At 35.9% G+C, this 25174-nt stretch carries 26 protein-coding genes and 1 tRNA gene; 13 read left to right on the top strand and 14 right to left on the bottom strand.

Annotated elements, in window-relative coordinates:
* Positions 1-10: 10 nt before the first annotated feature.
* On the bottom strand, positions 11-2938 hold the full coding sequence (locus WC644_06490; GenBank protein MFA5011587.1) for a GH92 family glycosyl hydrolase: 2928 nt from the start codon (positions 2936-2938) through the stop codon (positions 11-13).
* 179 nt (positions 2939-3117) lie between these two features.
* Between WC644_06490 and WC644_06495 the strand changes: the two genes are divergently transcribed.
* From WC644_06495 to WC644_06510, 4 genes are all read left to right on the top strand, one after another.
* Entirely contained in the window at positions 3118-3588 is a 471-nt protein-coding gene (locus WC644_06495) for a MarR family transcriptional regulator (GenBank protein ID MFA5011588.1), read from the top strand.
* 34 nt (positions 3589-3622) lie between these two features.
* Positions 3623-4285, top strand: a complete 663-nt coding sequence (locus WC644_06500) for a YceI family protein (GenBank protein ID MFA5011589.1) — start codon at positions 3623-3625, stop codon at positions 4283-4285.
* A gap of 65 nt (positions 4286-4350) precedes the next feature.
* Entirely contained in the window at positions 4351-4938 is a 588-nt protein-coding gene (locus WC644_06505) for a thioredoxin family protein (GenBank protein MFA5011590.1), read from the top strand.
* Positions 4935-5648, top strand: a complete 714-nt coding sequence (locus tag WC644_06510; GenBank protein ID MFA5011591.1) for a pirin family protein — start codon at positions 4935-4937, stop codon at positions 5646-5648. Before WC644_06505 ends, WC644_06510 begins: the two co-directional genes overlap by 4 nt.
* Here the strand turns inward: WC644_06510 and WC644_06515 are convergent.
* Positions 5601-5999: a hypothetical protein gene (locus WC644_06515; GenBank protein MFA5011592.1), complete on the bottom strand. Its 399-nt coding sequence runs from the start codon at positions 5997-5999 to the stop codon at positions 5601-5603. The genes WC644_06510 and WC644_06515 overlap by 48 nt on opposite strands.
* 240 nt (positions 6000-6239) lie before the next feature.
* Positions 6240-6521, bottom strand: coding sequence for a hypothetical protein (locus WC644_06520; GenBank protein MFA5011593.1), 282 nt, complete (start codon positions 6519-6521; stop codon positions 6240-6242).
* A 225-nt stretch (positions 6522-6746) separates the two neighbouring features.
* On the opposite strand from WC644_06520, the gene WC644_06525 reads away from it, so the two are divergent.
* From WC644_06525 to WC644_06535, 3 genes are all read left to right on the top strand, one after another.
* A complete protein-coding gene (locus WC644_06525; protein MFA5011594.1) occupies positions 6747-7316 on the top strand; it encodes a methyltransferase domain-containing protein in 570 nt (189 codons plus the stop codon).
* 95 nt (positions 7317-7411) lie between these two features.
* Positions 7412-8557, top strand: coding sequence for an ABC transporter substrate-binding protein (locus WC644_06530; GenBank protein ID MFA5011595.1), 1146 nt, complete (start codon positions 7412-7414; stop codon positions 8555-8557).
* Positions 8554-9465 carry a branched-chain amino acid ABC transporter permease gene (locus tag WC644_06535; GenBank protein ID MFA5011596.1) on the top strand — a complete coding sequence of 304 codons (912 nt, stop codon included), beginning with the start codon at positions 8554-8556 and terminating at the stop codon, positions 9463-9465. Before WC644_06530 ends, WC644_06535 begins: the two co-directional genes overlap by 4 nt.
* Before the next feature lie 38 nt (positions 9466-9503).
* Here the strand turns inward: WC644_06535 and WC644_06540 are convergent, their stop codons facing one another.
* Both WC644_06540 and rpmE read right to left on the bottom strand, forming a co-directional pair.
* On the bottom strand, positions 9504-10739 hold the full coding sequence (locus tag WC644_06540) for a putative sugar nucleotidyl transferase (GenBank protein MFA5011597.1): 1236 nt from the start codon (positions 10737-10739) through the stop codon (positions 9504-9506).
* 87 nt (positions 10740-10826) lie between these two features.
* Positions 10827-11057: a 50S ribosomal protein L31 gene (gene rpmE, locus WC644_06545; GenBank protein ID MFA5011598.1), complete on the bottom strand. Its 231-nt coding sequence runs from the start codon at positions 11055-11057 to the stop codon at positions 10827-10829.
* A gap of 826 nt (positions 11058-11883) precedes the next feature.
* On the opposite strand from rpmE, the gene WC644_06550 reads away from it, so the two are divergent.
* The gene (locus tag WC644_06550) at positions 11884-12432 is read left to right on the top strand and encodes an isoprenylcysteine carboxylmethyltransferase family protein (GenBank protein MFA5011599.1); all 549 of its coding nucleotides are present in this window, start codon (positions 11884-11886) and stop codon (positions 12430-12432) included.
* A gap of 35 nt (positions 12433-12467) precedes the next feature.
* Here WC644_06550 and WC644_06555 read toward each other — a convergent pair whose 3' ends face one another.
* Genes WC644_06555 through WC644_06565 form a run of 3 tightly spaced genes read right to left on the bottom strand, consistent with a single transcriptional unit; the run spans position 12468 to position 14566 of the window.
* Positions 12468-13247 (bottom strand): hypothetical protein, encoded by a 780-nt coding sequence (locus tag WC644_06555; GenBank protein ID MFA5011600.1) that lies wholly within the window; start codon positions 13245-13247, stop codon positions 12468-12470.
* 42 nt (positions 13248-13289) lie between these two features.
* Entirely contained in the window at positions 13290-14153 is an 864-nt protein-coding gene (locus WC644_06560) for a hypothetical protein (GenBank protein ID MFA5011601.1), read from the bottom strand.
* Positions 14150-14566, bottom strand: coding sequence for a lysozyme inhibitor LprI family protein (locus WC644_06565; GenBank protein MFA5011602.1), 417 nt, complete (start codon positions 14564-14566; stop codon positions 14150-14152). Before WC644_06565 ends, WC644_06560 begins: the two co-directional genes overlap by 4 nt.
* A 354-nt stretch (positions 14567-14920) precedes the next feature.
* Between WC644_06565 and WC644_06570 the strand changes: the two genes are divergently transcribed.
* A complete protein-coding gene (locus WC644_06570) occupies positions 14921-16078 on the top strand; it encodes a T9SS type A sorting domain-containing protein (GenBank protein ID MFA5011603.1) in 1158 nt (385 codons plus the stop codon).
* A gap of 137 nt (positions 16079-16215) precedes the next feature.
* Here WC644_06570 and WC644_06575 read toward each other — a convergent pair whose 3' ends face one another.
* From WC644_06575 to WC644_06585, 3 genes are all read right to left on the bottom strand, one after another.
* Complete coding sequence (locus WC644_06575) at positions 16216-17283, bottom strand: hypothetical protein (protein MFA5011604.1); 1068 nt, start codon at positions 17281-17283, stop codon at positions 16216-16218.
* A 162-nt stretch (positions 17284-17445) separates the two neighbouring features.
* Positions 17446-17640: a hypothetical protein gene (locus WC644_06580; protein ID MFA5011605.1), complete on the bottom strand. Its 195-nt coding sequence runs from the start codon at positions 17638-17640 to the stop codon at positions 17446-17448.
* An 81-nt stretch (positions 17641-17721) separates the two neighbouring features.
* Positions 17722-17795 (bottom strand) — tRNA-Pro (locus WC644_06585).
* A 378-nt stretch (positions 17796-18173) separates the two neighbouring features.
* Here WC644_06585 and mtnA point away from each other — a divergent pair.
* From mtnA to WC644_06600, 3 genes are all read left to right on the top strand, one after another.
* Positions 18174-19289 (top strand): S-methyl-5-thioribose-1-phosphate isomerase, encoded by a 1116-nt coding sequence (mtnA, locus tag WC644_06590; GenBank protein ID MFA5011606.1) that lies wholly within the window; start codon positions 18174-18176, stop codon positions 19287-19289.
* A 1-nt stretch (position 19290) separates the two neighbouring features.
* On the top strand, positions 19291-19890 hold the full coding sequence (locus WC644_06595; GenBank protein MFA5011607.1) for a class II aldolase/adducin family protein: 600 nt from the start codon (positions 19291-19293) through the stop codon (positions 19888-19890).
* A 138-nt stretch (positions 19891-20028) separates the two neighbouring features.
* A complete protein-coding gene (locus tag WC644_06600) occupies positions 20029-21279 on the top strand; it encodes a radical SAM protein (protein MFA5011608.1) in 1251 nt (416 codons plus the stop codon).
* A 10-nt stretch (positions 21280-21289) separates the two neighbouring features.
* Here the strand turns inward: WC644_06600 and WC644_06605 are convergent, their stop codons facing one another.
* From WC644_06605 to WC644_06615, 3 genes are all read right to left on the bottom strand, one after another.
* Positions 21290-22114, bottom strand: coding sequence for a glycosyltransferase family 2 protein (locus WC644_06605; GenBank protein ID MFA5011609.1), 825 nt, complete (start codon positions 22112-22114; stop codon positions 21290-21292).
* Between the two features lie 159 nt (positions 22115-22273).
* Complete coding sequence (locus WC644_06610; protein MFA5011610.1) at positions 22274-23170, bottom strand: phenylalanine 4-monooxygenase; 897 nt, start codon at positions 23168-23170, stop codon at positions 22274-22276.
* 30 nt (positions 23171-23200) lie between these two features.
* Positions 23201-23902 carry an SDR family NAD(P)-dependent oxidoreductase gene (locus WC644_06615; protein ID MFA5011611.1) on the bottom strand — a complete coding sequence of 234 codons (702 nt, stop codon included), beginning with the start codon at positions 23900-23902 and terminating at the stop codon, positions 23201-23203.
* Between the two features lie 586 nt (positions 23903-24488).
* Between WC644_06615 and WC644_06620 the strand changes: the two genes are divergently transcribed.
* Complete coding sequence (locus tag WC644_06620) at positions 24489-25139, top strand: 50S ribosomal protein L25 (GenBank protein MFA5011612.1); 651 nt, start codon at positions 24489-24491, stop codon at positions 25137-25139.
* The last annotated feature ends 35 nt before the right edge of the window (positions 25140-25174 follow it).

A 25174-nucleotide genomic window follows, 5' to 3' on the forward strand; every position in this document is an offset into this window, starting at 1 on the left:
TATTAAGGAATCACTCAGTTTCAATTTCATCAACAAAAATAAAAGCATCATCTCCAGCACCCGGGTGCCAAGCTGGAATTTTACCATAGTTAACAGCTGTAACTTTAATGTATCTTGCTTTGTGACTCTTATCAAGTTTTAAGATAAAATCTTTTATATTGATGTTCAAGTCCGTATCTAATATAGTGTTTTCGATTGACCCTATTTTCTGATAATTCATGTTATCGATTGAAGAATAAATATCGACGTACTTTGGCATCCATATCCAGCTTCTTGCGTCTTGAAGAAAACCTATGGAGATTTTACTAACATCATTTTCTTTTCCGAGGTCAACTACTGCTGAAAAATCCTGCCCCTGATAGCCCTGCCAGTTACCGAGCCGCCAATTCTTTTCTCCGCGTATATGGTCAATAAGGGCTTCCGGACCGCCGGCTGTGTATGACATGTTAGGAACAGACAGTAATTGAACTTTGATATCTTTTAAAATTTTGTAATAAACAGAGCTTATGGTTTCACTTTTATTTCCCTTGCTATCTACAGCGTAAGCAGATATTGAAGTGTTATCGATTATAGAAATGGGGTTTAAATATTCGGTAAACTGATTCGGAATTATATTATAATATATTTTCGCGTTTGGATAATTTACGAAAAGAGAAATACTTAGAGAGTCTTTAAATGTAAGACGACTTGTGTTTGTGTATGGAGATGGGATTATTTCATTATCAATAGGATTATCAGAGAGGAGATATTTATTAACTCCGCCAGTGCCGAATGATTTAGAAGGAAAATTTTCCATGTCGAATGTGATTGTGCCGCCGCTGAAAATATCATCCCAGTTTATAAAGGGACGTTTGTCTTCGTTTGAAACATTTTGAATATAAATGTTTTCATCCGATTGGTTGTTAGTTTTTATCGTGAAAGTTTTTCCGTTTTCGAGATTTATCTTTACTTCGTCGAATATAGGGCTGCCGAAAAGAAACTTCCCTGAGCCGGGTGTTACAGGATAAAAACCCATTGCACTAAGAATATACCATGCTGACATTTGCCCGCAATCTTCATTGCCTATGAGTCCATCGGGACTATCTTTATAAAACTCAGACATAATCTTTCTAACGATTTTTTGAGTTTTATGTGAGCTGTCAGTATAATTGTATAGATATGCAATATGATGAGAGGGTTCGTTGCCGTGGGCGTACTGTCCGATGAGACCTGTTATGTCAACCTGTTCGCGTCCTGTTGTTTTTGTATCGGCAGAGAAAAGTTCATCGAGCTTCTTTTCGAGATTACCGTCAAGATAATCATTCAATTGTTTAATATCATGCGGGACATAGAAAGAATACTGCCACGAATTTGCTTCTGTGTAGTTATTATCAACGTCTGTTGGATTAAAAGGGTCTTTCCAACCGTTGTTGAATCGAGGCCGCATAAATCCTGTCTGGGGATCAAAAACATTTTTATAAAACTGTGCTCGCTTTTCATATTCATCTTTATGAATATTTTCTTTAAGCGATTTTGCGAAATTTGCTATACACCAATCGTCGAAAGCATACTCAAGAGTTTTTGAGACAGACTCGTGCTCTTTATCGGCAGATATGAAGCCGTCGTTTCTATAATGCTGAAGCCCGTAAATATCGAGATTAGAGCTGTGCATCATTGCCTTTAATGCGAGTTGTTTATCGAAATCAGTTATACCGCTATTGTAAGCATCGACAATTACCGGCACGGAATGATAGCCAATCATGCAATCTGTTTCATTCGCTCCAAGTTCCCAAACCGGAAGTCTTCCGCCCTGTTCGTATTGAAGCAAGAATGTTTTAATGAAATCGGCAGAGCGTTTTCTTTCGATAATGTTTAATAAAGGATGTAAAGCCCTGTACGTATCCCAGAGGGAAAAGACAGTATAATATTCATGATTAGCTTTGTGAACTTTAAAATCTCTTCCCAAATAAGAACCATCAACATCGTTAAAAATATTCGGAGCTATTGCGGTGTGATACAAAGCAGTGTAGAAGATGCGGAGTTTATCTATATCTTTTGTCTTCACCTGAATTTTATTTAAATAATCATTCCAGAGTTCATTTGCATCTTTTCTGACCTTATCGAAATCTTTATTGCCGATTTCGGCTTCAAGATTAAGCTTTGCATTTTCTTCGCTAATAGCGGAGATGCCGACTTTTACAAGTAAGGGTTTTTGCGGGTTATCAAACTCGATGATTGCTTTTATGTTTTTTCCTTCTGCATAAGACTTTTCAGGAAGAAAATTATCATCTGAATATATACCTGCTCTTTTGAAATTGTCTGAGAATACAGCGTAGAAATATATACGCTGGTCTTGTGCCCAGGACTTTGACCGGCGGAAACCCGATACAGAATTATTGTTGACTATTTTAATATGAGATTCGAGAACTTCGTCGCGGTGCTTTAAATCGATAAAAACCTTTGCTTCATTACCTTCAGGGAAAGAATATTTGTGAAAACCAGCGCGGGTACTTGCAGTTAGCTCCGCTTTAATGTTAGATCGATTGAGTAGAACAGAATAATATCCCGGTTCGGCTAATTCGTTAAGATGAGAAAAAGATGAAGTAAAATTACGTATAGTATTTTTGTCAACTTCTATGAATTTATTATCAGTAAAAGGCATAAACAGGATATCGCAATAATCGGGTACACCGGTGCCGCTAAGATGTGTGTGTGAGAATCCGTAAATAATGCTGTCGGAATAGTGATAACCCGAGCATCCGTCCCAGCCTTTAAGTCTTGTGTCAGGGCTGAGTTGTACCATACCAAAAGGGACGGTTGCTCCGGGGAACGTATGACCGTGACCTCCGGTACCGATAAAGGGATTGACGTACTTAGTAAGATATAATTCATCTGATTCCTGAAAAGAAAAAGATGATAGAAAAACAAAAACCAAAGCTGGCAATATAAATCTTTTCATTGTGTTATTATAAGAATTAGTATTAATGTATAAATTATATATATAATGTTAAATTGCATTATTTGGTGGAAAGGGAGGATATAAGGCGAAAAACAGGGGTTATAAAATAGGGGCAAATAAAAAATCACGGGAACTTAATCCGCAATATATATGTATATACATATAAAGCAGGAAAGAATATGAAATTAGAAGAAGAAATAAAACAGAAATCATTCAAGAATCCTTACCAGAAACTGATGGTAAATATATTGTACACAGGGAGTTGGTTGGAACTAATGGAAACGAACTATTTAAAAGCTCAAGGATTGACCCTGCCTCAATTCAATGTGTTAAGGATACTAAGGGGTCAGTTCCCGCAACCTGTGACAGTTAATGATATAATAGACAGGATGCTTGATAAATCTTCGAATGCATCCAGAATTGTTGACAAACTTGTTGCAAAGAATCTGGCTGAAAGAAAAGTATGCAAGCAAGATAAACGAGCTGTTGACGTCATTATAACAAACAGGGGTCTGAAGGTATTATCTGAAATTGACAAAGAGCTTCCTAAATGGGAGAAAAGAATGAAATCTCTTTCCAGAGAAGAGGCGGACAAACTGAATCTTTTACTGGATAAACTAAGGGATTGTCCTATAAAGGATTTGAAATGACAAATTATATAAACTAAAATAAAACCAAAACAATATGAAGAAAAACTTATTTAAATTAACGCTGATAATAATTACAGCCTCAGCATTCATAATCACAGGATGCGGAAAATCAGAGAAAGACGTTAAAGTCGGTGAAAAGCAGACGGCAGGTGAAACCAAAGGAAAATCGCTTGTTGTTAGCACGACTGACAGCAAGGTAAACTGGCTGGGAAAAAAAGTTACAGGACAGCATAACGGCACTATTAATATACTAAAAGGTGAAGTAATGGTTGACAACGGAAAAATAACCGGCGGTAAGATTGAGATAGATATGAAAACGATAAAAAATCTTGACCTGACAGATGCAGAATTAAATGCAAAATTAGTAGGTCACTTATCATCCGCAGATTTTTTTGAGGTTGAAAAATACCCGACATCAAAATTGGAGATAGTTAAAGTAGAGGAATTGAAGGATGCAACAAAGCCAAATGTTAATTCAACTGTAACGGCAAACCTTACTATGAAAGATGTAACAAAAAGCATTACGTTTCCTGCAGAAATCAAGATAGAAAACGGTGTTTTGACAGCGAAGGCAGATTTTGATGTTGACAGAACAGACTGGAATGTAAAATATGGTTCAGGGAAATTCTTTGATAACCTTGGCGACAAGATGATTAATGACAAGTTCAACCTGAATATTTCAATATTAGCAAAGTAATAATAAAACAGAACATTGAGGGAAGCCTTTTGAGGTTTCTCTTTGATTAAATTATAATAAAAATCATGGCGTATAAATTTTCGGAAGAGTTTTTAATGAAGTCTTTATCATACGACGAATACATAAGACTGACGGACAGACTACTTTCAGAGGGAAAAACAACGGGTGAAAATCAGGAACCAGAAATGATTGAATATACGAAGCTTAATGCACAAAGGATGAACAGGATTTACAAAACATCGGAAGTAAAAAAAGAGTTCAAGGATGTACTCAAAGAAAATCAGCACTGGGTATTAATAACTGAACCATGGTGCGGTGATGCAGCAAATTCAGTTCCTGTTATTGCAAAGATTGCAGAGAGTTCTGATAAAGTAAAGTTGCACATACTATTCAGAGATGAGAACCCGGACGTTATGAATGAGTATCTAACAAACGGGTCTAAATCAATTCCTATGCTTATAATACTGGATGAAAATTATGAAGAAAAGCACGTATGGGGACCGCGTCCTGCAGAGATTCAAAACATGGTTCTCGAGTTTAAAAAGTCGGGAGAGTTTAATATGGATGAGTTGAAGAAAAATCTTCAGCTATGGTATTTTAACGACAAGACACATTCAACACAGAAAGAAATAATAGAATTACTAAAGAAATGATTACAACAATACATAAAGCTGATACAAGAGGATTTGCCGACCATGGATGGCTGAAAACAAACCATACATTCAGTTTTGCATCGTATTATAATGAGAGCAGAATGAATTTCGGAATGCTTAGAGTTCTTAATGACGATATAGTAGAAGGCGGAATGGGATTCGGGAGACATCCTCATAACAACATGGAAATAGTCTCAATTCCTATTTCAGGTGCGCTTGAACACAAGGATTCTATGGGGCATGTAGAAGTGATAAAAGAGGGTGAAGTGCAGATAATGTCAGCAGGTACCGGAGTGATGCATTCTGAATACAATCACTCAAAGACGAAAGAGGTTAACTTTCTGCAGATATGGGTATTACCCAAAGAGCAAAACATAAAACCAAGGTACGAACAGAAAAGTATTAACGATTCTGATGCGAAGAATAAGTTTTTAACCATAGTATCACCCGATGAAAACGATGACAATGCTGTTTGGATAAACCAGGATGCATATTTCTCGATTACTAAGTTAGACGCTGATACAGAAGTCAGTTACGATATAAAGCAGGAAGGAAACGGAGTGTATTTTTTCGTGATTGAGGGAGATGTTACTTCTGACGGAAATGAACTCGGAAGAAGGGACGGTATAGGAATTGAAGGCGCAGAGAAAATAAAAATCAAATCAAACTCTGACAGCCGCTTGCTTTTGATAGAAGTACCGATGAGATAAAATCAATAGCCCAATTGCTTCAGGATTTGATTTTGCAATTATGTTTGCCTTTGCAAGCCCTCTAACACCTCCTGCACAGCCGAGTCCCCAAAGCGGATAACGGTAAACGTTTGGATTAAGTCTGAGAAAATTAATAAGCAGAGCATCTAATGATGGTGTGCTCAAACCGGTTGTATTGACGAGAATAATATCGGTGATATCTTTGAAGCTGACGCCTGCAATTGACAAGTTTTTCATGAATGGCTCCCGCATACAATCCAACGCGATAGTTTTAAACAAATTATTTTTCTTGGTAAAAGATTTATCGCTTTGAAAAAAATCTATGAGAATACAAAAGTTTCTTTCCTTGATACCTGAATTGTCGAAAACTCAAGCAGCTTTTCCTAATTCGGCAGAACATCACCGAACAGAAATTTAGAGAAGGTTTTTGTTTCACCCTGCAGCAGCATACAATTGAAATCGGTTTTATGAATACTAAGAATTGTGCCCAAATAATTTTTAGTATGAAAACACATAAACCCTCTTATAAATTGCAGGCCAGCTTAGCCCCACAATTACCGGTTTTTATTATAACCGGTTTAAAGCCTTAAACTACTTTTTCTTTTTAGCAGTTTTCTTTGCTTTTTCTTTTTCCTTTTTGAGTCTTAATGCTCTTTCCTTTGCCCGCTGGATGGTGCGTTCGCGGTACTCGGGGTCATTGTAATATCTGTTACGAGCATTTTCCAGAGTCATTTTCTTGTACTCAGGGTCATTATGGTATTTTTCCCTGTAATACTTTTTTAGTTTTTCTCTGTACTCTTTGTCCTTTCTGTATTTCTCCCGCACCTTTCTGCGGATTTCTTCCCGGTTTTCATAATAATAATTTTCAGCCATGATACTATTATTTTTATTTATGAAAAAATAAGTTTGTGTTTTTATTTAAAGAACGACATACACAAAAATCGGTTAAACCTAAAACTAATTTTTCTTGTTATAATGTGTAATTATTCAAATCAAGAAAAATCACGCTCAATAATATAATAAAAGATTTTTTTAAATAAAAGCAAGAAAAAAATTGTTTTAAAACATTTTAAATTTACGTATACGGATAAAACAAAAATATACTGGGACTCTCAATATGAAGAGAACAAAGCAAGCTGGGATATGGGTTATGTTTCCACACCTCTCAAGGAGTACATAGACCAGATAACGAACAAGAACCTGAAAGTACTAATACCGGGTGCGGGAAACGCACATGAGGCGGAATACATGCATCTGCAAGGATTTCGTAATGTTCATGTTCTTGATGTATCAGAAGAAGCTCTCAAAAATTTTAAGGGCAGGTTTTCGGATTTTCCCGATGCCCATATTGTGTGCGGTGATTTTTTCTCGCATGAAGGCAATTACGACCTGATACTCGAGCAGACCTTTTTCTGCGCAATAGATCCTTCGGACAGGAAAAGATATTCCGATAAGATATACAACCTGCTGAAAGAAAACGGCAAATTAGCGGGAGTTCTTTTTAATCATGAGTTTGATAAAGCAGGACCTCCTTTCGGGGGTACTGAAAAAGAATACCGAAAATACTTCGGCTTGCGGTTTGAATATAAAGTATTTGAGACGTCTTACAATTCTATTAAACCGAGAGCGGGTCGGGAGCTTTTTATGATACTGGTGAAGAAGAATTAAAAGATTGTCACGAATTATTTAAGTAAATTGATTAAAATTGTTTTTTAGCACTAATTAAATTATTTTAGTTTACTTAATAATTAAATCAAATCTTTATGAAAAATAAAGCAACTATTTTCGTTTGTTTAATACTGGCTGCAACAGCCGCCTTCTTTATCATTTCCTGTAATACTAATGACAGCAACGTGATAAAGATAGGGCAATTCGCTTCATTAACGGGAAGCGAAGCGACGTTTGGAATAAGTTCTGATAACGGTATTAAACTTGCGGTTGAAGAGATAAATAATTCAGGCGGTGTGCTCGGAAAAAGAATAGAACTAATAACAGAGGACAACCAAGGTAAGCCAAATGAAACACAGACTGTAGTGCAGAAATTAATAAACAGGGATAAAGTAGTAGGCATTATAGGAGAAGTTGCTTCATCGAGGAGCAAGGCGGCTGCACCGATATGCCAGAATGCAAAGATTCCGATGATAACGCAGGCATCGACGAACCCAGAAGTAACCGCCATAGGTGATTACATATTCAGAGTATGTTTCATTGACCCATTTCAGGCAACGGTAATGAGCAAGTTTGCATTGAACTCGATGAAAGTAAAGAAAATTGCTTTGTTAATAGACCAGCGGAATGCATATTCGACGGGACTTGCGGAGAATTTCAAGAGGACATTCATAGAAATGGGAGGCGAGATAGTTGAAGAGCAGAAGTATTCGGCGGGTGATAAAGATTTCAAAGCACAGTTGACAGCGATAAAGTACAAAAATCCAGAAGCGATATTTATTCCCGGTTATTATACGGATGTTGGATTGATGGCGATACAAGCAAGAGAAATTGGTTTGAATGTGCCGTTGTTTGGGTCAGACGGCTGGGAATCTGACAAACTGACAGAAGGAAAAGCAAAGGACGCATTAGAGGGAAGCTTCTTTTCAACTCACGTATCATCTGAAGACCCGAATCCATTAATACAGAATTTTATAAAGAAGTACAGAGAAAAATATAAATCTGAACCTGATGCATTCTCATTTCTTGGATACGATGCAATGATGCTGATGGCAGATGCAGTAAAGAGAGCAGGTTCAACGGACGGAGACAAGATAAGGCAAGAACTTTCAAAGACGAGTAACTTCAAGGGAGTTACAGGAAACATTTCGATAAATGAGCAGAGGAATGCAATAAAGCCGGCAGTAGTGCTTGAGATAAAGGACGGCAAGTTCAGGTATAAAGAGACAATAGCTCCATGACAGAATTCATACAGCAGTTTATAAACGGACTTTCACTTGGGAGCATATATGCGCTTATAGCGCTCGGGTATACGATGATATACGGGATACTAAGGTTTATAAACTTTGCACACGGCGATGTGTTTATGATAGGAGCATATTCAGGATATTACCTTGCGATGCTGTTTGCGTTTACTACTTTTACCGGCGGTGCTTCAGTATGGATGGCAATACTTATACTAATTGGTTCGATGGCAGTCTGTTCGATACTCGGGTTTACGCTCGAAAAGCTTGCTTATAGACCTCTGCGAAATTCTCCGAAGCTAACTATATTAATCACTGCGATAGGTGTTTCGCTGTTTCTTGAATACGGCGGACAGCTAGTATTTGGTGCAGATCCGAAATCTTTTCCGACGTTACTTGAGAACAAATCATTATTCAGTATAGGCGGTGCAGCAGTATTTTCAAATTCGATAGTTGTGATAATAGTGTCGTTAGTACTTATGGTTATACTAAGATTCATAATTATGAAGACGAGGATAGGGACTGCGATGAGGGCTGTTTCGTTCAATCATAATGTAGCAAGTCTAATGGGAATAAACATAAACGGAGTAATAAGTTTTACGTTTATAATAGGTTCATCTCTTGCGGCAGCAGCGGGAATACTATTCGGATTGAACTATCCGAAAATTGACCCATTGATTGGAATCATATACGGTCTGAAAGCTTTTGTTGCGGCAGTGCTGGGCGGAATTGGAAACATAACCGGTGCGGCACTTGGCGGATACATACTCGGAATTGTGGAGACGTTTGTTTCGGGGTATTTATCATCGACTTACAGGGATGCGATAGCTTTTGCGATACTGATTATAATATTGTTATTTAAACCGACCGGATTATTAGGAAAGAAAGAAATAGAAAAAGTGTAAACAATACCCCCCTTGCTCGCAAGGGGGGGGTGAATTATTTATTTGCTATAAATATTTTTTACAAGGTTAATGTAGGCTTCTGACATATCGAATCCGCGCCTTTTCATCACCATCTTTGCAGTTTCAAATGCCTTATCAAGATTATACTTTTCCTTTTCACTACCTATTATATTCCACTCGAAGGATTCAATCAGCTTATCAGGGAAACCTCCTCCGGCTACGTTTGCGAATATACCGCATATTGTACCTGTGTTCAGCATAGTGTTTATTCCGAACTTTGAATGGTCGCCAACAATACTTCCGAGGAACTGCATGCCAGTATTTATATTATTACCGAATTGATTGACGCGAATTTTTGAATAATTATTTTTCAGGTTACTTGTAACAGTATCGGCACCGAAGTTTACGAATGGACATGCATAGGTATGACCGATAAAACCATCGTGCTGCTTGTTAACACAGCTGTGAAATACAGAGCTTGAAATTTCACCTGAGACTTTTGATGAATGACCTATAGAGCAAGGACCATAAATTTTAGAGCCAGATTTAACAAGTGCGTTCTTGCCGATATAGATTGGACCTTTTAAGTAAGTGAGGGGTTCGACGACTGCGTTATCATCGATAAAGATTTCTCCGCTTACAGTATCAAGTATAACGCCCGGATATACTTTAGCGGAGGGGCTTACAAAGTTATTATCATTATCCTGATTAACGTCGGTGTTTTTATCTTTACCTTTAACGCTATCGAGAAGGTAACTAAGGTCGAAGCCGAGGTTAACATCAAGCGATTTAAGAATATCCCATGGATGATTAATAATCTCGAAAATATTCTGGAATTGGTAATTAGTGTTATTAATCTTTTTCAAACCGAGGAAGAAATCGTTATTCAAACAAAAACTGAACTTATCTTTACGATTATTGATTTCATCGACGGATAACTTGGCGGCGACAATTGTATCCTCAAAGTCAATGACGCTATTGACGGACATGGAATCATTAATCCAATCGATAACTTTTTTAGAGAAGACAACTCTTCCATTGAGGAATATAGAATCTTCAGCGGGAAATTTATTAACGAGATTACTGTTGTTTTGAGTGACAAACTCAGCGATAGAATCTCTAACGAAGAGTTCGATCCTTGAATCAGCTGGCAGATAGTGTTCGATTCTTTCTTTCATAGAGAAAGCCCCGGCTTTAATATCGAAAGAAGCTCTTAAAAGATTTAAGGGATAGAGGTCTTTATATTTAGGGTCTTCAAAAATTATGTATTTCATAGTTTCAGGATTTTGATTCAAAAATTAAAAAAGCCGGCTTATTATACGAAAATAAAAGAGCCGGCTTTAAAAAGCGAGAACTATGTATTAAGCGTCTGTAGTCTTTTTGGTTTTACCGAATTTCTTATAGTATTTTTCAACACGTCCTGCTGTGTCAACGATTTTCTGTGTACCGGTAAAGAACGGATGACAGAGAGAACAAATTTCAACTTTTATTTCAGGAACAGTGGAACGAGTTGTGAATAAAACTCCTCTATTTTCACCACAATTGCAAATCACATTGCATTTATAATATTTCGGATGTATTTCCTTTTTCATAATTAGCGTTAATACTTTTACTTGTAAAACACATAATATAACATAAACGCAGTATATTTTCAAGGTTATTTGGAAAACGAGCGGTTTAAAGCGAAAAAATTGTGATGGTATTAAGAGGGTGAAATATTTTCTGTTTCACAAGTATTATTAAGATTAATATTGAAGAAATTGATGTAAATAGGGTGGTGAGTCTTTAATGAGATGTATTTTTATGCAGGATAAATCAAACTGTGTTAATACTGTATTAGTACTGTATTAGTGCTGTATTAGTACTGTATTAGATATTAATTAATATATGAGAAAACAAGATATTATTAAATTATTTATGATTAAGGGGTCGAAAATGTAATTAATATATTGATAAAACAGATATATAAGGAGGTATTTTGTTAATTTTAATGCGAAGGAGGGGATTAAACAAAATATTCCGGTTTTGCAGAAAAGTTAAATCGATTAAAGGTTAATGAAGGAGAGAAAAGAGAGGAGGTACGATTATAAATCCGAAGAATTTTAAGGATGAAATGTACAATTTATATTTTAGACTTGTAAAGGAAGGAATTAATAAATAATATTGAAATAATTAAATTAAAAAACAGAACGATGAAAAAGTATACGATGTTTTTTAGCTTATTGACACTCATAATTTCCTCTGTATATTCACAACAAGTAACACAAAATAATTTCACGGGAATCCTTGTACCAAACGGCAAAACCTGTATGCAAGGAATGCCACGACGATATGATGTATCCTCAGTTTTCACCTGCACGAAAGAAGTAGAAACGAATATACCCCTGCTTGCTAAAAGCGGGCAGGGGGTTTAAAACCATGTCTTTTTCAGAAAAATGGGTAAATGCAATCTACAAGATTGTAACGGGAGGGAATAAGTCAAAGTATATTCTTACACCTACCGGCGGGCTTATTTTTGTAACTTTTATTTTGTCATTTATCTTCCTATCATTTTATTTAGACAGAATTTTTAGTTTTTCTGATTTTCTACCTGCAACAACAGCTAAAATAACCGGTTTAGTTCTTATTATACCAGGGATAATATTTTCAGGGAAGAGCATATACATTTTTATCAAATCAAAAGGCACTCCTGTACCTGTTAATCCTCCATCTGAACTTATAACGGATGGAATATATGGTTACTCAAGAAACCCAATGCTTGCAGGATTGATTATGCAGTTATTTGGATACGGAATTTTCTGTAACTCAATAACACTTACTTTTATAGTTTCACCAGTGTTTATGCTCTTAAGCATTGCAGAACTAAAGTTTATAGAAGAACCAGAGCTTGAAAAACGATTCGGTGAAAAATATATATCATACAAGAAATCTGTCCCGATGTTTTTTCCGAGAATCTTTAAGAAATAAACCAGGAAATATTTAATCTTGATTATTTTTTAATGTTAATCAGATGTACTAAATTTTTCTTTCTCGAATTTCTTCCACTGCTTTTTTGCATAGTCAAGAAAACCCGCTGGTGCTGCGTCAAATGACGGGTCAACCTTTATTTCGCCGCCGTATGGTTCAACGTCTTTTATTGCAATAAGACGCGTTCCTCTAATTGCATACTTATCCTTTCCTTCATGCATCAGCAGTTTATACCCAAGCGGACTGACATCGCTTCTGCAGCCAAGTGTGTAAAGAAATGTACTTTCACCAATTCCGTTTTTGTTGATGTCGGTCACTGATATAGAATTTGAGATGTAATCAAGCGTCAGGTCAGCATCGCACTCCTTTACCAAGTCTTGTATCTTCCAGAAAAGCACAGCCGAATCACCCCGCACTAAAAACTGATAACCGAATAATTCCTTTGAATACGCTGCTTCCTGATCAAGATATTGACCGTCCATTTTTTCTTCTCTGACTTTTTTATCCTTAGTCTCGGTAATAAGAAGTACATTCAGACCGTTCTTGTCTTTCCAGCTTGCGCTCCCTTCAATTTTACCGGTGTACTTCAATGATTTGGGAATCTCTTTTATTCCGTATTTAACTTCAACTAATGAATCAGATGCGTCCGGATTATTAAGTCCAGCTCCTTCAAAAGAAGCACTATCGTGAGATTTTTTATGAACAGTCTCGGTGCTATCAACCTTTGGTTTTTCAGGTTCTGTTTTTTTCTCTTCCTTCTTTGTACAGCCGGAAAACAATGTTAATACTAAAATTAATAATAAAACATTCTTCATGATGATAAGTTTAATTTTAATTGTTTTATATTTAGTTTTGTTTTATCCCGCACAGTGAATATCGTTGAAAAACTCTTCAAAATTACAGCATTCAATAAGAAGCCACCCGCTTTTGCCGTTTGGTCTTTTGATTTTAAACCAGTTATAACATCTGTTTCCATCTTTAATTTCTTTCTTATCAAAACCAATCAGAACAACTTTCTCGTTTTGTTCTATAATTGTTGCAGAGCCTGAATTCTCATTACGTTCTTTTAAAAGATTAACAGGTACTTTAGCAGTAGCACTTTCATTTATTTTATAAAAATCAACAGGAACCTCCTCGAGTTTCAAACCGTCTTTTGAATAGATGTATGTTTCGTTTAAAGATGTAAACAATTTTGAACTTGTTGCAGAGACTTTACCTTTACCGTCAGGAGTAAAGTATTTTGAGTATAGGAACTTATCGGTTATAAGAACTGGTTTATCCGTAAATTTGTAAACCCTGTATTCCTGTATGAGGTCTGATCCTGTCTCCTCAGAGCCCGGATTTATCTTAAGAAGAAATTCTTTATATCCATCTTTTTCATCAATGTCTATTAATTGGGTTTCGATGTCTGTATAAGAGCTAGCTGTATCTGTAATACTTTTCCCGTCAAAGTCGATTACATATACAATATTTTTTGGCTCGACACCGGATTCAGGGGTGTAGGTTTTGAAAGTGACATTGTTTTTAATTGATTCAGGTGTTAAGCTCTCACTGAAAGTAAATTCTTTGCTAATATTTTTTTTAATACTATCTTCTTGTTTATAAAGCGAACTGCCAGAAGTATCTGTTTTAGTTTTCTCTGAGGTCTGAGGTGTCTTTTCTTTCTTCGTGCAGCCAATAATAATTAAAGCTGCCAAAATAACAAAAACAATCTTTTTCATTTTATGTTTACCCCCACAAGGTCTGCGTATGCTTCAAAATCGAGTACGCGTTTTTTCACGATTTCAATTCTATCGGATACTCTCATTGGTATGTACATGGTACCTTCAAGCTTTGCATAGATTGCGTCGATAAGTTTAAACTCTTTATCTCTAAACGCTATCCATTCGAGCTGTGCAGACTTTAGTTCTTTAGCTGATTCTTCATCAAGCTCTTTCATAAGAATTTTGTAAAGCCTGTTTAACTCGTTATCGTATTTATCATAGGCTTCGTTTAAACACTTGACCATACCAGCTGTTGACATATCTTTCTCCATGCAGTCTTCGATATATTTATCGATAGGGTGGTCGTATTTTTGCGCCATAAGCGGCATGGCAGCAAATAAAAACAAAATAATAAGTAATAATTTTTTCATAATATTTTGATTTAGTTTGTATGCAAGTAAGAATTATGTATAAGAAAGTAAAGCGGGGATTCGTTATTCGTCCGGCAATCGAAACAATCATTTCTAAAATAAATCATAGCTTAGAAACCATAAATTTATGGTACAATGTATGAATATGCTTTTTAATAATCAACATTAATATTTTGTGTGCTAATAATATGAAATTGAAATATTGATAAAAAGGCTTACCTAACCAATTAAGGATAATGGACATCAAATATCTTGAACTATATTTCATTTAAAAAGGTATCAAATTTGAAATGTTTTAATTTTATTTTAAAAGCATTATATTGAATGGTGGTTTTACAGCCTTTAAAAAAGCACATGAAAAAACCGATAATTTTATATATTATTTTTGCGTCACTGCTGTTTGGTATAAAAGCAAGTGCTTACGATACAACGTTTGTTTACGGAGTAACTGTTGATGATATTTCTGGTCTTACGAATGTCGTAAATGCTTTAAACAGACACGATAAAAAAGTAACCGTTCGTATTGTGTTCGACGAATGGATGCCCGCGACTTACTACCAGAATGCTGTTAACCAGATATATGATTCAAGTTACATCATGGGGGAATTGCTCGATAGCTACGTTATGAGTGAGTACAGCCTCGCACAGTATGTTGCACGTTCGAATGAATATCTCAGCCTTCTTGGCTCAAAAGTTTATATCTGGGAAATCGGAAATGAAATCAACGGCGAATGGCTTGGTACTACTTCATCTGTTGTTGCTAAAATGGATACTGCTTACAAAATATTCAAAGCAGCCGGTAAGAAAACGGCTTTAACTCTTTATTACAACAAGGACTGTTGGGAAAATCCCCTCAATGAAATGTTCCGATGGGTTAACACAAACGTTCCTTCCCACATGAAAACAGGACTAGATTATGTCTGGCTGTCTTACTGGGAAGACGACTGCAATGGGTTGCAGCCCAACTGGCAGGTTGTGATAGATAGCGTAGGCAAGATTTTTCCGAATGCAAAAATCGGAATCGGTGAATGCGGTACTTCCGACACATCAAAAAAAACACTTTATGTAAATAAATATTATGGCATTCAGGTAAATCATCCACGTTACGTCGGCGGCTGCTTCTGGTGGTATTACAGACAGGATTGTGTTCCGTACACAAAACCTCTTTGGACCGTCATTAATAATGCAATGAATAATATTATACTTCCTGTATCCGGAGAAAACGAAACTGAACTACCCACTCAATATATGTTATTTCAAAATTATCCAAATCCTTTCAACGCCGGTACAGTTATTCGATATCAACTGCCAATGGTAAGTGATGTATATATAGCAGTTTATGATGTATCGGGAAAGAATGTAAAGACACTTGTTAATGAACACAAAACAGCCGGAACATACAGTGTTTATTTTGATGGGTCAAAATTACCGAGCGGAACATATTTTATGAGAATGATTGTAAATGAGGGAAAAGAATACAGTTCAGTTAAAACGATTATTTTGCTGAAATAAATTTTTAGATTAACAGATTACTTCGCTAAACCGATAACAAAAGAATTTAAAGTAGAATAAATTTTTGAAATATTATTAATAATAATAAGTCCGGCAATTTTTACAGGGCTTATATTTTATTAACCAGTATGATTTGTTTAAGGCAGAGTACTCAAATCGTCTTCGTTAATGCCTCCCCATTCAATAACCGTAAATCCTTTTCTTTCAACCTTCTTAATTATCGGCGCTATCAATTCAGATTTTACGCTTACAGGTTTAAAGTAGAAATTAAGCCGAAGAATAGTTTCGGGTTTCGGTGAAACAATTAAATCCATATTCTCACTAAGAAACTTATCGTCAAGCAGCCGTATTTCATAATAGTTTTCTTTTCTTAAATCTTTGAGCCAGTATTCTTTGAACTGGTCTTTTTCCTTTTTGTTCAAACCCATTTGAGGCAGATATTCATCAAACCATTTTTCCAGTTCTTTGAAAGCGACAACCCAGCCCTCTGCGGGTAGTTCGACCTTATTCAGCTCAGCTTCATAAAACAGGTAATCGTACCTGTTGTCAATCAATCCATCCGGAGCAACTGTAACGTACCATCCGTTTTCATAGAGCGGTTCTGTTATAGTAAGTTTTCCATTTACTTTAACTTTTACTTCGACGCTCATAGTCTTTGCTGGATATAAATATACAGCAGGTTTTTTCACCGGTAGTGGTTTTGGGGATTCTCCAAAGCATAGTTCTTTGTATGCCTTAACAAAAGTACCGTTAATCGAATATTTGCTATCGATGTTATCGGTTAAACCTTGCATAGCGCACTCCATAACGTCGTCAGTATTTTCGGCAAGAAAAGAAAACGAAGTGTTTATAAGTTTTTTATAATCTTCGTTCATGTTTTTACATCCAAAAACGATTAGACCTATAATAGATTTATTATCATAAGCATTTTCATTATCCCCCTTGACAAGGTCTTTTATTTGAACCTGGACATAAAATCCTTTACCTTCGGCATCCTGAGGTGCAACAACAATTTTGCTTTTTTCAATCAGAGAAAATTCGGGTATATATGCAGTCTTTTCGTATGAAGCGGTTTTTCCTTCTTTGATAGCAGCCAGCAGAGAGTCATAAGTTCTGCATTCAACTTCTTTCTCCTGTCCGTAAGCGATAGAACAAAATGTTAGAGTAAATAACACAGCTAAAAAACTCATTCTATAATTATTCATATTATTATTTAGATTAGATATCTATGATTTAAACCATTGATGTATTAAAATGTTTCATGGATTACGGCGGGATGAATTTAAGTATAAAATATAAACGACAAACCCTCCATTTAGGAGGGCTTAGTCGGGATGATCCCGATTTATCGGGACGACCATATCGAGCTAAAGTTTATCTAAATTGCGTAAAATGAAATGGGTGTTTTTTATCTTCTTCAGTTTTAATTCATGTATAATGGCTTCAGACCTTGTTTCAAACATTTTTGAATAAATTAAATCCCATGGTCCTTTACCTTTTGTAGATGGATTTAGTATTATTATATCTGAATATTCTTTTTTCAAGATTATTAGTTTGTCCAATATACAGCTTTCCTGTTTTAGAAGATTTCAATATATACGTGTGATACATAAACGACAAACCCTCCATTTAGGAGGGTTTAGTCGGGATGACTGGATTCGAACCAGCGACCTCATCGTCCCGAACGATGCGCGCTACCAGGCTACGCTACATCCCGAAAATAATAACACAATATAATGCTTAATAATAAAACATTTAAGTCATTCAAGTTAATATTTATACCAAAACCATATAACCAATATCTAAAATCTTTTTAAGTCAGATCTGATTCCCTATTGTTTCATAATAGAGTATAATTGCGAATTTATAAGCTATTGTATTTACAGTGTTTGTCATTTTTGTCACTTTTATTCCACCTTGCTCTCTAATTTGTCTCAAATTAGTCTCGAATTAGTGTTAGCTTTGAGCCAAAGTTAATTGATATTTTTTTACCACAAGTTACTTTTAAAAAATAATAATTAAGTTCAAATTTAATTTTAAATTAAGGATTTCTAATTGCTTGTTAAGAAATTCTTGAAATACTTATTTTGCAGTTATGTTAGTAAACGGAAAGAAATACAGGACAATCTGGACAGATAAGAGCAACAAAGAAACTGTTTTTGCAATTAACCAGAACAAACTTCCTTTCAAATTTGAGGTTGTTAAAATTAAGTCTTCAAGTGCTGCTGTTTCAGCCATAAAAAATATGATAGTCAGAGGTGCCCCATTAATAGGGGCTGCAGGAGCATACGGTATCTATCTATCTCTGCTTGAAGCTGAAAAAAGATATAGCAAGCCCGACGACATAGATAAATACGTTATTGATTTTAGCCGTGTGATAATATCTGCAAGACCTACAGCAGTGAATCTCAAATGGGCTGTCTTTAAAACTCTTGATAATGTTTTAAAACATAAATCCATTACAGCAAAAATTCATTCTGCTTTAAAAACGGCGTCTGATATTTGTGAAAACGATGTTCATGCGTGTTTGAATATCGGTAAGTTCGGCTTAAAAATAATCAGGAGTCTGTCGGTTAAGAAAGGAAAAGAAAATATTAATATACTCACACATTGCAATGCAGGTTGGCTCGCTGTTATTGATTATGGTACGGCACTTGCCCCTGTTTACCTGGCGAAAAAAGCAGGTTTAAAAGTTCATGTATGGGTTGAAGAAACACGACCGCGGAATCAGGGAGCAAGATTGACTGCGTGGGAGCTCGCACAGAACGGTATAGACTATACCTTAATTACCGATAATGCAGGCGGTTATGTAATGCAGAAAGGTTTGGTAGATATGGTTATTGTCGGTTCTGACAGAACAACTCTTACAGGCGATGTATGCAACAAGATTGGTACTTATAAAACCGCTCTCGCGGCTTACGATAATAAAATTCCGTTCTATGCCTCTGTACCTTTGTCGTCTTTTGACCTGAATATGAAAGATAGCTTGAAAGAAATCCCTATAGAAGAAAGGAGTCCCGATGAAATTAAATATGCCGAATATTATGACGGAAATAAGATAAACAAAGGGTTAAGCACTTTTGACACTGCAAATATAAGAAATTTCGGGTTTGATATTACACCATCAAAATATGTAACGGGTATTATAACAGAAAAAGGAGTGATAAAGCCTAACGAAAGAAGTATAAGAAAACTATTCAGGTATGCATGATATGAAGATGAAGGAAGGTGTAATTAAGTATAATTATAAATGGAACAAGAAACCGCTTCCGTCTTCCTTAGATATTCACGAATTAATTTCATACCGAAACAAATTGTATCGCCTCGGACTTATAGGCGTTGATAAAGAGGGAATCGGTTATGGCAATATTAGTGTTCTGCATAATCCAACAGGTTCTTTTATTATATCAGCTTCGGGTACCGGCAGGATCAAAGTTGCCCGCAAATTCCATTTTACCATCGTTCACTCTGTCTCAGCGAATAAGAATTTTGTTTCTTGTACAGGCATGAAACCCGCATCTTCAGAGTCTATGACCCACGATGTTATTTATAAACTTTCAACTGATATAAAATGCGTTATACACATTCATAATCTTAAGCTCTGGAAAAAACTCTTTGACAAAGTTCCTACCTCCTCAATAAACATTCCGTATGGAACCCCCGAAATGGCTTTAGAAGTTAAACGTCTTTGGCTCAAAACGAATTTGGAAGAAAAGAAATTTCTTGTAATGGGCGGACACAAAGAAGGGCTTATCATTTTCGGTAATAATATTGAATCAGTATTCAATTTGCTAACGGGTAATTTTCTGTAGATAAATACATATTTTATATTGCGATAAATTTTTATTTTAATTAAATTTGATGAAATAAAAATTAATCTATTCGAATTTTTAATTCGGTAAAATAATCATTCTAATAGATAATCTAATAGATAATATAGGGGGAATATTATGAAGAATCCTTTGTTCAATCCTGTTGATTTGTACAGAATGCCATGGACATTACCCGATAATGGTATTTCATGGCTGGAACCAACTTCAAAATGCAATCTGTCATGCTACGGTTGTTACCGTAAGAATGTTCACAACTCTCATAAATCAATCGAGCAGATTAAGCATGAAATTGATGTTATTCAAAAACTCAGAAAATCGGACTGTATCTCAATCGCAGGCGGTGAACCTTTGTTGTATCCACATATAACTGATATGGTTGCTGAGATTAAATCACGAGGAATAAAACCTATAATCAACACTAACGGAATTGCTCTCACTAAAGAACTTCTTTCTGAACTTAAAAAAGCCGGAGTCTATGGTTTTACTTTTCATGTCGATAGCAAACAGAAGAGAGAAAACTGGACGGGTAAAACAGAACTCGAACTGAACGAACTGCGCTATCATTTCGCAAAAATGGTTGCCGATGCCGGAGGTATCGCTTGTTCTTTCAATGCTACCGTCTATGGGGATACTTTTAAATACATACCTGAAATGGTAAAGTGGGCGCAGAAAAATATTGATATCGTTAATACAGTGGTTTTCATTCTTTTCAGGTATGCAACTCCAGGACTTGGATACGACTTTTATTCAGGTGCGAAGAAAATTGAACTCGAAGGCGTTCATTATCATTCAGACAAAGAAGAAATTACAAGCATTCTATCTCCTGATGTTGTGGATGAAATCAGAAAATCCAATCCTGAATTTTTCCCCGCAGCTTTTTTAAATGGAACACACAAATCTGATTCTTATAAGTGGCTTCTCACTGAAAGAATAGGAACAAAGGATAAGATTTTTTCATATCTTGACCCTAAATTTATGGAGCTTATTATGGCAGGATATCATTATCTTTATGGCACTTATCTTTCTTACGGTTCTTCTAACAGCATTAACAAAGGAAGAACAACCATATTTGCACTATGGCCTTTCAATAAAAGTGTGAGAAGAGCTTTCAAAAGATATTTAGGATACCTGCTGCGAAACCCGTTTAGAATCTTCAAAAAGGTATATCTGCAATCCATTATGGTTATACAACCCATAGATGTTATGGCAAACGGCGAACAGAATATGTGCGACGGATGCCCTGATATTACAGTTTGGAAAGATAGAAACGGAGTTGACCAGCTTGTTTGGTCATGCAGACTTGAAGAACCTATGCAGTATGGTGAGTTCCTGAGAACAGTCCCCAAAGAAACTGTATCAAATAACTGATCAAATCAAATTAGTTTTTCCTGTTATTCTTCAGCTCTGAATAAGTAATAGGCGGAAGCTCAGTATTCATGTTTTTTGAATACTGATATTCCCACATTTTAAGGTAAGCGGTAAATTTATGTATTGCTGAAAATGATGCAAGTATAAATCCCTGAATCCCGTCTTTATAACCTTTCGCGAGGAAATACATCTTTATAAATTCGGCAAGCGGATTCAGTATGAAGTTTCTCTTTTTTACAATCAGGTCAGGAGTGTTTCGGAATTTGGTGTTTACGTCAAGAGAGCTGTAAATGTTCATTCTCCCGATGTAATCATATATATTATCGTATGTAAAATGATTTATGAATGAATTTATGTATTCAGGCTGAAAATCAGATTTTGTTGACCAGTGTGCGTCATGGTTATGAAGGAATTCTACATAAGATTTGTTCATAAGCCTGAATTGAAAGTCGTTTCCCCATCCGCCGTATTTAATCCATCTGCTAATAAAGTACGTTCTTCTTTGTATCTTATATCCGCCTTTGTTAAAATTTCCGTTGTTGAGAATTTTCTTAATATCATTTTTAAGTTCTTCAGTAACCTCTTCATCTGAATCAAGAATTAGTACATAATCATTAGTCGCAAGAGATACTCCGTACTCAAGCTGTCTCGAAGAACCCTCATAAACACGATAAAATATTCTCGGATTATATTCTTCGGCAATTGAAATTGTCTTATCCTTGCTGTACGAATCAACAACTATAATTTCATCGCACCATTTAACGCTCTCCAGCGCACGTCTGATATTTTTTTCGCTATTAAACGTCGTTATAAGAACGGAAATTTGTAAGTCCATATACAAATATATCTTATGCGGTTTTTAATAACTATGAACAAACAACTCGTATTGTACTGCGGGATAAAGTTGCTTAGTGACTCATAGTAAATTCCGATTGCAAAATTATATATATAACACCCAAAGTTCCAAAAGAACGAAATATCAATTTATGATATCCTAAAGCTTGGCCGTCAGGAAACTTTCAACATCGGTATCGCTTACAAACGGCTCACCGGGCGAAACATTGTTCACTTTGCCGTCTTTTACCCACTTTTCAAGCTCATCAACTAACGAAAACAAATGGTCAAAAGAATCAACAATAAATAGCAACGGCTGATAATGGTCTATTTCAAAGTACTGATTAACCGCCCATTCAAGCTGTATCGGATATCTCTGGACTTCCGGGGATTCTATTGAGTGTGTTATTTCTCCGTATGAACTTAAGAGACCGCTTCCATATACCCGTAAATCTCTACCTGAACGTATTAATCCGAATTCGACCGTAAACCAGAAAAAACGTGCCATTGCTTTAATCACTGACTTTGCTCTTTGCACCTGAAGTTCTTTATCTTTAAGTTCCTGTATCACCATCGCAGCTGATAATGCACACTCTCCGAATCGTACCAATGTATCTGCAAATGCCCCGTCAGTGTGCATCGGAACGTGTCCTGCTACGTCATGAAACATGTCGGGTTCGGGAAGGTAATCAAGTTTTGAAATGTCTCGGACTGTTATTGTAGTCGGAAAATCTCTGTTTCTTAAGCAATCAAAAAATATAAATGCGGGTATGTATCCGCTTACCGGCTTTGCTGAAAATCCTGTTAGAGGTCTTAAAAATGTATTTATCTCTTCAATTTTCGGTACTCGGTTCGGATCAAGGTTTAATTTCCCTACTCCTTCCAGGAATTTTGGATTAGCATATTTTTCCCACCGATCCTGAATACGTGCATAAAGATTCTTCCATGCCTCGTGGTTTTCTTCTGAATAAAGCTCGTACGGTTGATGAATAAACCTCTGTCCGTCCTGTTGAGCTTTCTCTATGAATGGAGCCTTTGTTGTTGTTAATCCTTCCATTTGATTACCCCCGTTATTTTATGATTTTTATTAACAGTGTATTACTAACTCGCGTATTGATGCTGTCGGTCCAAGACTTAGTAAATAACGTATTGTTAATGCTATGTCATTAGTTTGAATCATTTCTTCTGGTTTTAATGAAGCTCTGCCTGCCTTCTCGGTATTTACCCAACTTGGGCATAGTGCCGTTACTTTTATTCCGCTCGATGAAAGTTCCTGAGCAAGTGACGAGCTGTATCCTACCAATGCATACTTAGATGCGCAATAACCTCCTACATCGGCAAATGCTTCCACTCCGCATATTGATGCTATGTTAAATATGTATCCTCTGCCATTTCTCTTCATTGAAGGAAGTACACCTTGCACAAACCTTGTAGCTGCAAGAAAATTCACATCCATCAAACGCTGTAGCTCATCTGTTGGCATATCTGATGTTCCAGTTGGATAGTCACCGGCATTGTTAACCAGCACTGCTACCTCTCCGAGTTCGATATTCACTCTTCGGATAAACTCATCCGTACTCGCTCCGTCAGCAACATCAAACGCAGCTGTTATTACTTTTGTTTCTGGAAACAAACTCCTTATATCCTGTGCTGCCTTTTTAATATTCTCTTCTGTTAGTGACATCAAACCCAGCGAATAACCCTGACTCGCAAGCTCTGCGGCTGCCGCAAAACCAATCCCTCGGCTTGCACCCGTTACTATTGCAGCATTTTTCTTTTCAGATGTCACTATCAGATTTGTAATTGTTTTATATTTTTGAATATATCAATTTGAATTTATAAAATATATAAGGAAAATAATTCAGCGTAAATCATAAACTCATCATTCTTTTTGATATATTAAGTAAAACCAATTATAATCAGCAAAGAGTTTCAAATATAAATATTTTTCTATCCATATTTACTTTTAATTCTATTCTTCCTTAATTTTTAAAGTGTTTGCTGAATATGTACATGTTTACGTATTTATTATATCTTTTGCATTCCCGTTGGACAGGTGAACCATAATCTTCTGAAATAACATTTCTTTATTTTACAATCCCTTTTGTATCCAATTCAAATACAGTTGAAATTTGATACACATTCATACTAATTTGGTACGGAAAGACTTTAATTCTTTGTAAACCAGTCTAAAATTAGCTTTATTCTGAATAAAAGCTTGGTTAGCGTCTCAGAACCATTGAATTAATGTTTTATCAACTTTTACCCCCTTGTCAGTAGTATAAGTTTTCTCAGGAATGTGGGATTTCTCAATTGATAATTAATATTAAAAATTATATATTTATGTTTGTCAAAATTTTATAGATATTTTTGTTATGTCAGAACTTATATTAAAAGCCGAAAAAAGAAGCGGATTTAAAAGGTCAACCTCAAGGCAAATGAGAAACGACGGTTATGTTCCGGGCATTTATTATATTAATGGTGGGGAAAACATTGCTATTAAAGCAACCGAATTATCTTTAAGACCGGTCGTTTTTACAGATGAATCGCACGTTATTAATCTTGAAGTTAAAGGCGAGCCTAAACCTTTCAGCTGTATTTTAAAAGATGTTCAGTTTGACCCTATAACCAGTCGTTTAATCCACTTTGACCTGCTTGGTCTTAAAGCCGGTGAAATGATTAACCTTGAAATACCTGTTGCCTTAACCGGTAACGCTCCCGGAGTCAAAGACGGTGGTATATTACAGCACATTTTGCACAAACTTGAAGTCAAATGTCTGCCCCAGAATATTCCTTCGCACATAGAAATTGATATCAACGCTCTTTCTATTGGTGATGCAGTAAAAGTAGGCGATATTAAGATTGATAATGTTGAAATATTAAATGAAGCTAATGCAACAGTCGTGTCTGTCGTTCAGCCGGCTGCAACAACAGAACCGGAAGAAACAGCACCCGCAGAGGAAGGCACAGCGGAACCTGAGGTTATTACTAAAGGAAAGAAAGAAGAAGAAGCAGCAGCAGAATAATTTAATCATTATAGTTTTTAATAACCCTTTAACTA

The organism is Ignavibacteria bacterium (genome assembly GCA_041649015.1).
GTDB lineage: Bacteria > Bacteroidota > Ignavibacteria > Tepidaquicellales > Tepidaquicellaceae > CAIKZJ01.